At 64.0% G+C, this 12,637-nt stretch carries 7 protein-coding genes; 5 read left to right on the top strand and 2 right to left on the bottom strand.

The genetic code is table 11. The features are described from left to right. Positions 1–44 precede the first annotated feature (44 nt). Together cysS and rlmB are read left to right on the top strand one after the other, a co-directional pair. Positions 45–1,508, top strand: a complete 1,464-nt coding sequence (gene cysS, locus ABD742_RS19155) for a cysteine--tRNA ligase (RefSeq protein ID WP_234752534.1) — start codon at positions 45–47, stop codon at positions 1,506–1,508. 79 nt (positions 1,509–1,587) lie between these two features. Beyond that, positions 1,588–2,583, top strand: a complete 996-nt coding sequence (rlmB, locus tag ABD742_RS19150) for a 23S rRNA (guanosine(2251)-2'-O)-methyltransferase RlmB (RefSeq protein ID WP_234752536.1) — start codon at positions 1,588–1,590, stop codon at positions 2,581–2,583. Positions 2,584–2,708: 125 nt separating this feature from the next. Here the strand turns inward: rlmB and ABD742_RS19145 are convergent, their stop codons facing one another. Beyond that, positions 2,709–3,521: a carbon-nitrogen hydrolase family protein gene (locus tag ABD742_RS19145; RefSeq protein ID WP_234752538.1), complete on the bottom strand. Its 813-nt coding sequence runs from the start codon at positions 3,519–3,521 to the stop codon at positions 2,709–2,711. A 280-nt stretch (positions 3,522–3,801) separates the two neighbouring features. Here ABD742_RS19145 and glgX point away from each other — a divergent pair, with 280 nt between their 5' ends. Then, on the top strand, positions 3,802–5,910 hold the full coding sequence (gene glgX, locus ABD742_RS19140; protein WP_234752539.1) for a glycogen debranching protein GlgX: 2,109 nt from the start codon (positions 3,802–3,804) through the stop codon (positions 5,908–5,910). Between the two features lie 96 nt (positions 5,911–6,006). Here the strand turns inward: glgX and glgP are convergent, their stop codons facing one another. Then, a complete protein-coding gene (glgP, locus tag ABD742_RS19135) occupies positions 6,007–8,625 on the bottom strand; it encodes an alpha-glucan family phosphorylase (RefSeq protein ID WP_344788772.1) in 2,619 nt (872 codons plus the stop codon). Positions 8,626–8,756: 131 nt separating this feature from the next. Between glgP and ABD742_RS19130 the strand changes: the two genes are divergently transcribed. Then, positions 8,757–10,835 (top strand): alpha-1,4-glucan--maltose-1-phosphate maltosyltransferase, encoded by a 2,079-nt coding sequence (locus ABD742_RS19130; protein ID WP_308193869.1) that lies wholly within the window; start codon positions 8,757–8,759, stop codon positions 10,833–10,835. A 5-nt stretch (positions 10,836–10,840) separates the two neighbouring features. Beyond that, positions 10,841–12,637 carry a maltose alpha-D-glucosyltransferase gene (treS, locus tag ABD742_RS19125; protein WP_234752541.1) on the top strand — a complete coding sequence of 599 codons (1,797 nt, stop codon included), beginning with the start codon at positions 10,841–10,843 and terminating at the stop codon, positions 12,635–12,637.

Raw genomic sequence — 12,637 nt, 5'->3', positions numbered from 1 at the left:
GCGTGCGACGAAGCCAGATGGTGCGCATCCGCTAATCTGGAGCGGTGACCCTGCGCTTTTACGACACCGCATCCGCCGAAGTCCGCGACTTCGTTCCCCTTGAAGCCGGCAAGGCCAGCGTCTACTACTGCGGTGCCACGGTGCAGGGGATGCCGCACGTGGGGCATGTCCGCTCGGCGATCGCCTTCGACCAGTTGACCCGTTGGCTTGAATACCGCGGCCTGCGTGTCACCGTTGTCCGCAACGTCACTGACATCGACGACAAGATCCTCGCCAAGTCAGCGCAGTCGTTCGGCCCGGATTGGGCAGAGGAACCCACAGCCAAGGCCGAGGAAGAATGGTGGGCCCTGGCCTACCGCTACGAACAGGAATTCGAGCAGGCCTACGACGTCCTCGGAGTTTCCCGCCCCACCTACGAACCTCGTGCCACCGGCCACATCCCGGAGATGCACGCCCTCATTCAAAGGCTCATCGACCGAGGCCACGCCTACCCTGCGCTGGACGACTCCGGAGACGTCTACTTCGACGTCCGCTCCTGGAGCAAGTACGGCTCGCTGACCCGCCAGAACATCGACGATATGCAGGGGGCCGCCGACGTCGAGCCTCAATTCAGCAACAGGAAGCGCGACCCGCGCGACTTTGCCCTGTGGAAGGGCTACAAAGACGGGGAGCCGACGACGGCGAGCTGGGTTTCACCGTGGGGAACCGGCCGGCCGGGTTGGCATCTTGAATGCTCCGCCATGGCCACGAAGTACTTGGGCCAGCAGTTCGACATCCACGGCGGCGGATTGGACCTCCGCTTCCCGCACCACGAGAACGAGATGGCACAATCGCAGGCTGCGGGTGACGGATTCGCCAACTTCTGGCTGCACAACGGCATGGTCACCTATGAGGGCGAAAAGATGTCCAAGTCGGTGGGCAACACGGTGAGCCCCGAAGAAATGCTCGAGCTCGCAAGTCCGCGCGTTGTCCGGTACTACCTTGGCCAGGCGCAGTACCGCTCCATCCTGGACTACCGGCCAACCTCGCTTCAGGAGGCCGCGGCTGCCGTGGAGCGCATCTATGGTTTTGTCGCGAAGGCTTCCAAGAAGTTCGGCGGCGACTTCGCCGCGCACCCTGAGTCCAGCCTCGTGCCCGATGCCTTTGCTGCTGCCATGGATGACGATCTCAACGTCCCGCAGGCCCTCGGCGCCCTGCACGAGACTGTCCGGGCCGGGAACACCGCTCTGGCGTCCGGGGACGACGCCCGGGCCGAGCAGGCGCTCCAGGCCGTGATGGCGATGACCACCGTGCTTGGGCTGAACGACGTCCGCGGCGAAGTCCAGGAGAACTCCGAGACGGCCCAGGCCCTTGAGGTCCTCGTGGAAGCCCAGCTGCAGGCGCGCGCCGAGGCGCGGGCCAACAAGGATTGGGCGGCTTCCGACGCGATCCGCGACACTCTCGCGGCAGCCGGCATCGCCGTCGAGGATGGCGCCGATGGGGCCAGTTGGAGCCTGAAACGGGACTGAGATTCGGTCGTCGTCCCGATTTAAGTTGATTCAGTAGACTTGATTGCAGACGTACTCAACACAATCAAGGGTGGAATTCATGGCCAACAACGGTCGCCGGGCTGTCAAGAACAAGAAGGGCCCCACCACTGGAACCGGTGGCCACGGTCGAAAGGCCTTGGAAGGCCGGGGTCCAACCCCCAAGGCTGAGGACCGCGAGTACCACAAGGCGTACAAGAGCAAACAGCTTGCCGAGCGCTCCGCGGCCAAGCGCACGGCCGGGGGCGCCAGCCGCTCCAACCCGGGCGCCCGCTCAGGCCCGAAGGGCCGCGCTACCGAGGAAGTAGTCACCGGGCGCAACTCCGTGGTGGAGGCGCTGCGCGCCGGAATCCCCGCGAAGGCGCTGCACGTTGCCATTCGGATCGAGATGGACGACCGCGTCAAGGAGTCCCTCAAGCTCGCTGCCGAACGTGGCATCCCGCTGCTGGAAACCGGTAAGCCCGAGCTGGACCGCATGACCGAAGACGCCGTCCACCAGGGCCTCGTACTGCAGATCCCGCCATACGAATACCAGGACGCCTACGACCTCGCCGAAGAGACGGTCACCAAATGGAAGAAGGGGTACATCCCCAACGCGCCCCTCTTCGTTGCGCTCGACGGCATCACCGATCCCCGCAACCTGGGCGCCATCATCCGCTCCGTTTCCGCCTTCAGCGGCCACGGCGTGATTGTCCCGGAGCGCCGCTCAGTCGGCGTCACCGCTTCGGCTTGGAAGACCAGCGCAGGCGCGGCGGTCCGCGTCCCCGTGGCCCGGGCGGCCAACCTGAACAACGCGCTCAAGCAGTTCAAGCAGATGGGCATCTTCGTGCTGGGCCTGGATGGCGACGGCGACGTCTCGCTGCCGGATCTCGCGCTGGCCACCGATCCCGTGTGCATTGTTGTCGGTTCCGAGGGCAAGGGCCTCAGCCGCCTGGTCCGCGAAAACTGCGACCAGATCATCTCCATCCCGATCGACTCCGCCATGGAATCGCTCAACGCCTCCATGGCCGTGGGCATCTCCCTGTACGAAGTCTCAAGGCAGCGCGCCACCAAGTAGCCGGTTGGGTGGCGGCACGGATGCCGGCCGCGCCGCCAACGCTCGCTCACTTATAGCGCCAAATACAGCAACGCTCGCTCACTTCTTTTGGTGAGCGAGCGTTGCTGTTCCCTTTAGAAGTTCCTTTAGAAGTCGCGGCGGTTCGCCAGGACCGGGAGCTTGACCCGCGCGTCCTCGACGACGGCGGCATCCAGCTCCGCGAACAAGAGGCCGGGTTCGGCGTCGAGCTCTTCCAGCACGTTTCCCAAGGGGGACACCACGACGGAGTGCCCTACTCCTGTGGGCGCCGCGCCCTTGGGTTCACGACCTTGGCTCGCTGGATCGCCCTGACCGCAAGCAAGCACGAAGGTCGTGGTGTCGATAGCCCGGGCACGCGCGAGCAGCTTCCACTGTTCCGCCTTGCCCGGCCCGGCTCCCCAGGAAGCAGACACGATATTCACGTCGGCTCCGCGGTCGGCATTGGCGGTGAAGAGGGCCGGGAAACGGATGTCGTAGCACGTGGTCAGGCCAAAGGTGAGGCCTCCGGCGTCGAACGTCACTGGATCCGTGCCGGCGTCGACGGTGTCCGATTCCGCAAAGCCGAAGGCGTCGAAGAGGTGGATCTTGTCGTAGCTGGTGTCCACTCCGGGCCCGGTGGCGATCAGGGTGTTCCGGACCTTGCCGTTGCTGCTGCCGTCGGAGGCCAGCCCGGGAGTGAACATTCCGGCCACGATCACGATCCCAAGATCCTGGGCGATCTTCCGCACCTGGCTGGCCCATGGCCCGTCGAGGGGCTCGGCGATGTCGAGCAGGGAATTCCCGAACGCCCGCATGGTCGCTTCAGGGAATACCACGAGTTCGGCGCCGCCCTCCTTGGCCCGGCGGGCGTAGTCTTCCAACAGGATCAGGTTGTCTGCTAGCTCGCGGCCGCTGATGAGTTGAGCAAGAGCGATTCGCACAATTACCTCCACATTGGTGTATAGCCAAAGTATGCAACGAGCGCGCTGAGGATACGAACTCATGCGCGTGGGCGGGCGTATTCGGTGCAACCGACACAATCCGCTCAAACCACCGGTTTCACGAAAATCGCAACGAGCCGGGTGATTCGACGTTTCAGCAGGTGAGCGGCTTGTTTGCGTTCGCAGGGGCCGCCGGCTTGGTTCCGACCGCCGGGCGTGGGCACTGTCATATGGGCCGCGGGCAGGGGAGAATTGGCGTCGGAGACTAAACTCTCAACTAATGGTTATGCCGATTTTTGACACAGCATCTACAGTGGACGCCTCGCGGCCGTCGCCGCTCGGGCTGAGTGTTCCGCTGCCTGGGAAGTCCGACCGCGACACCCCCTCGCCGGACCGGGTCAACGTCGCCGTGTGGGCCCCCGGACTCACACGAGTCGAAATCGCCTACAAAGCCCCCGGCGACTCCTGGAAAGTCCACACGCTGCCCAACCTTGAGGACGGCGTGCACCACGGGATCGTGGACGGGCTGCCGCCAGGCACCCGGTACGGCTTCCGCGCAGCAGCCCACGACGACGCGATTCCATTGTCGGTTCCTGCTCCGGACTTTGACGCCGACGACGCCGAGCAGCTGTTGCTGGATCCCTACGGTCAGGCGGTGCACCAGCGCCGGGAGCTGCTGACCTCCGTGCGGATGGAATCGGCTTTCGATTGGGGCGACGATCGCCTGCTTCGCACGCCGTGGCGGGACACCATTGTCTACGAGGCGCACGTCCGCGGCCAAAGCATGCTGCACCCGGACATCCCCGAGCACCTCCGCGGCACCTACGCGGGCATGGCACACCCCGCCATGATCGAGCACTTCCACTCATTAGGGGTGACGGCCGTTCAATTGCTGCCCATCCACTTCCACATGGACGAGCAGCACCTGCAGTACTTGGGCCTGACCAATTACTGGGGATACAACACCGCCGCGTTCTTTGCGCCACACGCCGACTACGCCACGCAAGCCGCCCAGCAGGCGGGCCCCCACGCCGTCCAGGACGAATTCAAGGGCATGGTGAAGCTCCTGCATGCAGCGGGGATCGAAGTGATCCTCGACGTTGTCTACAACCACACGGCGGAAGGCGGGCCCGACGGCGATACCTCTAGTTTCAGGGGCCTGGGCGAGCGGCAGTACTACCGCCACGATGCCCACGGGCGTTACCTTGATACGACCGGCTGCGGAAACACCCTTAACTTCGCCGAACCCAGGGTGGTGGACCTGGCCATTGATTCGCTGCGGCATTGGGCGGACGAATTCCATATAGACGGCTTCCGTTTCGACCTTGCCGTGACGATGTGCCGCAATGCGGGCAATGAATTCGACCCTGAGCACCCATTCTTGAAAAGGATCGCCCAGGACCCGGTGCTTTCCAAGACCAAGCTCATTTCCGAACCATGGGATGTGGGCTATGGCGGCTGGCAGACCGGGCGGTTCCCCGAGGGATGGGTGGACTGGAATGATCATTTCCGCGACGGCGTGCGCCGTTTTTGGCTCTCAGAGCGGGCCGCTGCCGACGGCGGGATGTCCGGAAGCACCATGGGAGATCTCGCCGACGCCTTGACGGGCTCGGCCCGGGTCTTTGAACCTTCAGGACGCTCCAGGCTCGCCTCGCTCAACTTCGTCACGGCCCACGACGGCTTCACCCTTGCCGACTTGGTGTCCTACGACCGTAAGCACAACGAGGCCAACGGCGAGCAAAACCGCGACGGGCAGACCAACAGCCTCAGCTACAACCACGGATTCGAAGGCCGCACGGAAAATGAGACAATTCTCGCTGCCCGTGCCCTTTCGAAGCGGAACCTCATGACCACGTTGATGATCTCCATTGGCGTACCCATGATCACCGCTGGCGACGAGCTCGGACGCACACAGCAGGGAAACAACAACGCCTATTGCCAGGACAACCCCCTGACGTGGATCGACTGGACCCAGACACCCGAATCGCATGACATGCTGCGGAGCACCAAACGGGTGATACGGCTCCGGAAAGAGTTCCTGCAAGCCCAGGACGCCGGCTTCCCGGACAGCGGGACGGGCCTGGATTGGTTTGATGAAAAAGGCCAGCCCATGACGGCGGCCCGTTGGCACGATCCCTCCCTGCGGATTGTGCAGCTCTTGGTGAGCTCTGAGGGCGGCGGTTACCGCGGCTTGATCGTGATCAACGGCAACAAGGATGACAAGAAGGTCGTCCTGCCCAAACTGCTCGCCGAATCGGGAACGGGGAGCCGGATGTTCGAGCTACGCCTGACGACGTCCGAGCTCAATGACCGCAGGCAAGGAGCGCTGGTCGCGGCAGGCGAGCGGGAAGTCGTCCAAGGCAACACCATCAACGTCTACCGCACCTAGGGACACCGCGAAGAGCTATCAGCCACGCCGTCAACGAGGTCTTCCCGCAGTAGCGCGACTGGCTGGGCGGGCGATGCCCGCCCAGCCAGCTTGTCACTACGCGTTGACGATCAGCCCCAGTTCGGCCTTCGAGGCCAGGGAGGGGTGCTTCGGGAAGACCCGGACGGTGTAGCCGAAGGATCCGGAGCGGTTGATCAGGATGGAACCGGTAAACAGGTGGCGCCCGTTGCCGAGGTCCTCGAACGAGCTCAGTTCGGCCACGGTGATGTCCTCCAGTTCATCGCTTTCTTCAGCCCGCCCGTAAGCCACCTCGACGCTGACGTCGTCCGGTGTCAGGGTATGCAGGGCGATGTAGGCGTTGACCTGGAGGGTGTCCCCGATCTGTGGTTCTTCGGAGACGCCGATGGAATCGACGTGTTCGACGATCAGCTGCGGCCAGGCGTTGCGGACCTTGGTGGTCCAGGCCGCCAGTTCCTTCGCTTCCTTGAACGAGCCAGCCACGGCATGGCGTCCCGATTCCGCCGCCGGGCGGTAGAGGGTGTTGACGTAGTCCTGGAGCATGCGGTCGGCCGAGACTGCCGGGCCGAGGTGGGCCAGGGTGTGCTTGATCATGGACACCCAGTGCGTCGGGATGGCTTCCGGGCCGGACTGCGATGGCCCGGCCGCGCCGGCGTCCGCGGAAACCGTGGAGCCGTAGAAGCGCGGGGCCACCTGGGTCTCCAGGAGCTCGTAGAGGGCGGCGGCTTCGATGTCATCGCGTTCGGTCGGGGACGCGTCGTTGTTGGCGGTCGGGATCGCCCAGCCGTTCTCGCCGTCGTACATCTCATCCCACCAGCCGTCCAGGACCGAGAGGTTCAGGGAACCGTTGATCGCCGCCTTCATCCCGGAGGTCCCGCAGGCCTCCAGGGGCCGGAGCGGGTTGTTCAGCCACACGTCGCAGCCCGGGAACAGGGTGCGGGCCATGGCGATGTCGTAGTTGGGCAGGAACACGATCCGGTGCCGGACGGCGGGGTCGTCGGTGAACTTCACCAGGTCCTGGATCATTTTCTTGCCGGCGTCGTCCGCGGGGTGGGACTTGCCGGCGATGACCAGCTGGATGGGGTGCTGGGGGTGCAGCAGCAGCGCCTTGAGCCGGGCCGGGTCCCGGAGCATCAGGGTCAGGCGCTTGTAGGTGGGCACACGCCGGGCGAAACCGATCGTGAGGACGTCCGGGTCCAGCACGGTGTCCGTCCAGCCCAGCTCGGCATCGGCCGCGCCGCGCTTCTTCCACGCTGCCCGGAGCCGACGCCGGACATCCTCCACGAGGGACACGCGAAGTTGACGCCGCAGCGTCCAGACGTCCTCGTCGCTGACGTTGTAGGCGAGATCCCAACGGCCCATGGCCTCGGCCTCGCTTCCAAACTGCTGGCGGGCCAAGGCAGAGATGCGCGGGTCCACCCAGGTGGGTACGTGGACGCCGTTGGTGACGGAGGTGATGGGGATTTCGGAGTGGTCGAAGCCTGGCCAGAGCCCGGAGAACATCTCGCGGGAGACCACGCCGTGCAGTTTGGCCACGCCGTTGGCCCGCTGGGCCAGGCGCAGGCCCATCACGGCCATGTTGAAGACCGCGGGGTTGCCGCCGTCGTAGTTTTCCCGGCCGAGTTCCAGGACCTTCTCCACCGGCACGTCCGGGGCCAGGCCGGCGTCGAAGAAGTGCCTGATCTGCACGGCCTCGAAGCGGTCGATGCCGGCCGGAACGGGGGTGTGGGTGGTGAACACCGTGGACGCGCGTCCGGCGGCCAGGGCCTCGGACCAGCTCAGCGGGGCCTCGGAGGACATGAGCTCCTGGATGCGTTCGATGCCCAGGAACCCGGCGTGGCCTTCGTTGGTGTGGAAAACTTCCGGGGCCGGGGTGCCCGTGAGTCGCTGGTAGACGCGCAGCGCCTTCACCCCGCCCATGCCCAGCAGCAGTTCCTGCTGCAGGCGGTGGTCACCGCCGCCGCCGTAGAGCCGGTCCGTGATCCCGCGCGCGGCGTCGTCGTTGGCCGGAACGTTCGAGTCGAGCAGCAGCAGCGGCACGCGCCCGACGTCGGCACGCCAGATATGCGCGTTGAGCTTGCGTCCGTTGGGCAGCGGCAGCGAGATCGTCACGGGCTTGCCTGTGCCGTCCTCGGACGGTTCACGCAACAGCGTCAAGGGCAGGCCGTCCGGGTCAAGGACCGGGTAGGTTTCCTGCTGCCAGGCGTCCCGGGAAAGGGACTGCTTGAAGTAGCCCGCCTGGTAGAGCAGCCCGACGCCGATCAGCGGCACGCCCAGGTCCGAGGCGGCCTTCAGGTGGTCCCCGGCCAGGATCCCGAGGCCGCCGGAATACTGCGGGAGCACCTCCGTGATGCCGAACTCGGGCGAGAAGTAGGCGATGCACGCCGGGGCGTCAGGACCCAGGCCCTGGTACCAGCGCGGCTCGCTCAGGTACCGGTCCAGGTCCGCAGCCGCGTGCTGGACACGCTCTACAAGTTCATTGTTGGAAGCAAGTTGGTCCAGCTGATCGCGGCTGATCGACCCGAGGAGGCTGATTGGATCGTGACGGCTCTCCTCCCACAATTCCTGGTCAAGGCTCGCAAAGAGTTCACGGGTAGGCCGGTGCCACGACCAGCGCAGATTCATCGCGAGACGCGCCAGTGGCTGGATCGGATCGGGGAGCAGGGTACGGACGGTAAACCTTCGAATTGCCTTCACGAGCGTCACACTAATCCACTCGGTGGACGGCAGGAACAGCTTTCGGTTTCTTTTAGGTAAATGACACATTGCGCGGAAGAGTCTGGGGTACCTCTTCGCAAAATGTGATTTTTCTCGCTAACGTCGAGGTTGTGACCACTACTGCAGCACCGCGATCCAGCTCAGCATCCAAGTCCAAGCAGAAGACCGGTATCACCGAAGGTCTCAGGTTCGGCAGATTCCCCATCACGGCCGTGCAGCCCGTGATCGAGGAAGGCCGGTTCCCGGCCAAGGCCTTGCCTGGTGAAGACTTGGTGGTCGGCGCCACGGTCTTCCGTGAGGGCCACGACCAGCTGGGGGTGAGCGCCGTCCTGCTGGACCCCAAAGGCAAGGAACGCCAACGTGTCCGGCTCGCCCCGGCGCCGGGTGAGCGCGGCAAGGGAACCGACCGTTGGGAGGGCCTGCTGACCCCGACGGCGCCCGGAGCCTGGACCTTCGCAATCGAGGCCTGGCACGACCGCTACGGCACGTGGCACCACAACGCGGAAGTGAAGGTCGAGGCCGGCATCGACGTGGAACTGATGCTCGCCGAGGGCGTGGCACTGCTCGCGGAGGCGGCAGGCGAAAGCACGAGAAGCGGAGCGGACAAGCGCATCCTTCGCGGTGCCTCCGAAGGCCTCGCCGATACTTCGAAGACTGCCGAGGAGCGCCTTGCCACCGGCTTCAGCGCAGAGGTCGCAGCCGTCGTCGAGCGCCAACCGATCCGCGAACTGGTGACTGTCTCGGGACAATACCCGCTCCTCGTGGAGCGTGACCTCGCCGGCCGCGGGGCCTGGTACGAATTCTTCCCCCGCTCCGAAGGCGCCGTTTTCGATCCCACCGCGGGAACGTGGACTTCAGGCAATTTCACGACGGCGGCCAAGAGGCTCGACGCCGTTGCGGACATGGGCTTCGACGTCATCTACCTGCCGCCCATCCACCCGATTGGTTTCCAGCACCGCAAGGGACGCAACAACACCTTGACTCCGGGTCCGCAGGATCCCGGCTCGCCGTGGGCCATCGGCTCCGAAGCCGGCGGCCACGACGCCATCCACCCGGAATTGGGATCGTTCGAGGATTTCGATGCTTTTGTGGCCCGCGCCAATCAGCTGGGTCTCGAGGTGGCGCTGGACTTGGCGCTGCAGGCCGCCCCGGACCATCCCTGGGTGAAGACCAACCCGGAATGGTTCACCACTCGGGTTGACGGCAGCATCGCCTATGCCGAAAACCCGCCCAAGAAGTACCAGGACATCTACCCGCTGAACTTCGACAACGATCCCGCCGGTCTGTCCAAGGAAATCCTGCGGATCGTTTTCCTCTGGGTGAGCCACGGCGTGAAGATTTTCCGTGTGGATAACCCCCACACCAAACCGGTGTGGTTCTGGGAATGGCTGATCGGCAAGGTGAACAAAAAGCACCCCGACGTCGTTTTCCTCGCCGAGGCGTTCACGCGCCCCGCGATGATGCACGCCCTCGGCCGGGCAGGTTTCCAACAGTCGTACACCTACTTCACGTGGCGGAACACCAAGGCCGAACTGGAATCGTATTTCCAGGAAGTCAGCCACGAATCTCCGGCGTACTTCCGACCCAATTTCTTCGTCAACACCCCGGATATCCTCACCGAATACCTCCAATACGGCGGTCCGGCTGCGTTCCGCATCCGCGCAGCACTGGCAGCCACGGCCAGCCCGCTCTGGGGCGTCTACGCTGGATTCGAGCTGTACGAGCATGTGGCGCGTCCCGGTGCCGAAGAGTACATCGACAACGAGAAATATGAGTTCAAGGACCGCAACTGGGATGCCGCAGCGGCTTCCGGGCACAGTCTCGCCCCATACATCACGCGGCTTAACGCCATCCGGAAGACCCACCCCGCCCTGGGTGACCTGCAGAACCTGACTTTGCATCACAGCACGGATGACGCCACCATCGTGTTCTCCAAGCACAAGACCTTGGCTGACGGCAGCAAGGACACCTTGATCATTGTGGTCAACGTCGATCCCCACGGCACCAGGGAAAGCACCGTGACCCTGGATCTCTCCGCTCTTTCGCTGGATCCATCCGACTTCACCGCTAACGGACGATTCTGGGTGGATGATTTGGTCAGCGGCGAAAGCTGGGAGTGGGGCGAGTACAACTATGTCCGACTGGACGCCCATGTAGAACCGGCACACATTCTCAATATCCGGAGGTAGCCTTAGTGAGCTTTAATCCGCAGGGTCAGAGTCAGTACTTCACGCCGAAGAACACTTTCGAGCTGAATGCCCCGGGTCTTCAACATGACCCTCATTGGTATCGGAAGGCTGTTTTCTACGAAGTGCTGGTGAGGGCCTTCGCGGATGCGAATGGCGACGGTTCCGGTGACTTCCACGGACTGATCGACAAGTTGGATTATCTGCAGTGGCTCGGGGTGGATTGTTTGTGGCTGCCGCCGTTCTTCGATTCGCCTTTGCGAGACGGTGGTTACGACATTTCCGATTACACGTCGGTGTTGGACGAGTTCGGCACGATCAGCGACTTCAAGCGGCTCGTGGCCGAATCCCATGCGAGGGGCGTCAGGGTCATCATCGACCTCCCGCTGAACCACACCTCGGACCAACACCCTTGGTTCCAGGAGTCACGCAAGAACCCGGATGGCCCGTTCGGCGACTTCTACGTGTGGAGTGACACCGACGAGAAGTACCAGGACGCGCGCATCATCTTCGTGGATACGGAAGAGTCGAACTGGACGTTCGATCCGATCCGCCGGCAGTTCTTCTGGCACCGGTTCTTCGGCCACCAGCCCGACCTGAACTTCGAAAACCCCAAGGTCATCGAGGCCGTTCACGACGTCGTGAAGTTCTGGCTGGACCAAGGCATTGACGGATTCCGGGCAGATGCCATCCCGTACCTCTTCGAAGAAGAGGGCACCAATTGCGAAAACCTGCCGGCCACCCACGGCTTCCTGCGGGACCTTCGGAAGATGGTGGATGAGAACTACCCGGGCCGTGTGATCATCGCCGAAGCCAACCAACCGCCGCACGACGTCGTCGAGTACTTTGGCACGGAGGAAGAACCGGAGTGCCACATGGCTTTCCACTTTCCCATCATGCCGCGCCTTTACTACGCGCTCCGCGACCAGAAGGCCGCCCCTATTATCGAGACACTGCGGGACACCCCGGGAATCCCGGCCGGCGCGCAATGGGGCACCTTCCTGCGCAACCACGACGAACTCACCCTGGAGATGGTCACCGCCGACGAACGTGCCGCCATGCTGGGCTGGTACGCGCCGGACCCGCGAATGCGGGCCAACATCGGCATCCGGCGCAGGCTCGCCTCCCTGCTGGACAACTCCCGCTCCGAGATCGAGCTGATCAACGCGTTGCTGCTTTCCCTGCCCGGCAGCCCCTTCTTGTACTACGGGGATGAAATCGGGATGGGAGACAACATCTGGCTTGACGATCGCGATGCCGTCCGCACCCCGATGCAATGGAACCCGGACCGCAACGCAGGTTTCTCCAATGCCGATCCCGGAAAGCTCTACCTGCCCGTCATCCAGTCGCTGGTCTACAACTACAGCATGGCGAACGTCGAGGCCGAAGCGGCCCATTCCGGCTCGCTCCTGCGCTGGACACGCCAGATCCTGAGCGTCCGGAGGAACCACGCGGTCTTCGGGCTAGGCGGCTACCGGAACGTTCCGGCAGACCACGAGGTGGTTCTTGCCTATTTGCGCGAACTCCGGGATGACAATCCGGAAGGCGAGGATGCCGAATCCATCCTTTGCGTTTTCAACCTGTCCCAACATCCGGTTGCTACCACTTTGGACATCCCTGAATACGCCGGAAGAGGCCTAAGGGATGTGTTCGGCGGCCAGCCGTTCCCGGGAATCGGGGCCGACGGCTCCCTGACCCTCACGCTCGGCAGCCACGACTTCTTCTGGCTACGGATACGTTCGGCGGGTTCCACCGGATCCTCGCCGTACACCCAGGCCATCCCAGTGCTCTCCATCGAAGGCTGA

Source organism: Arthrobacter ramosus, assembly GCF_039535095.1.
Taxonomy (GTDB): Bacteria; Actinomycetota; Actinomycetes; order Actinomycetales; family Micrococcaceae; genus Arthrobacter; species Arthrobacter ramosus.
The sequence above is the reverse complement of the archived record's forward strand: the minus strand, read 5'-3'. Positions and strand labels throughout refer to the sequence as shown.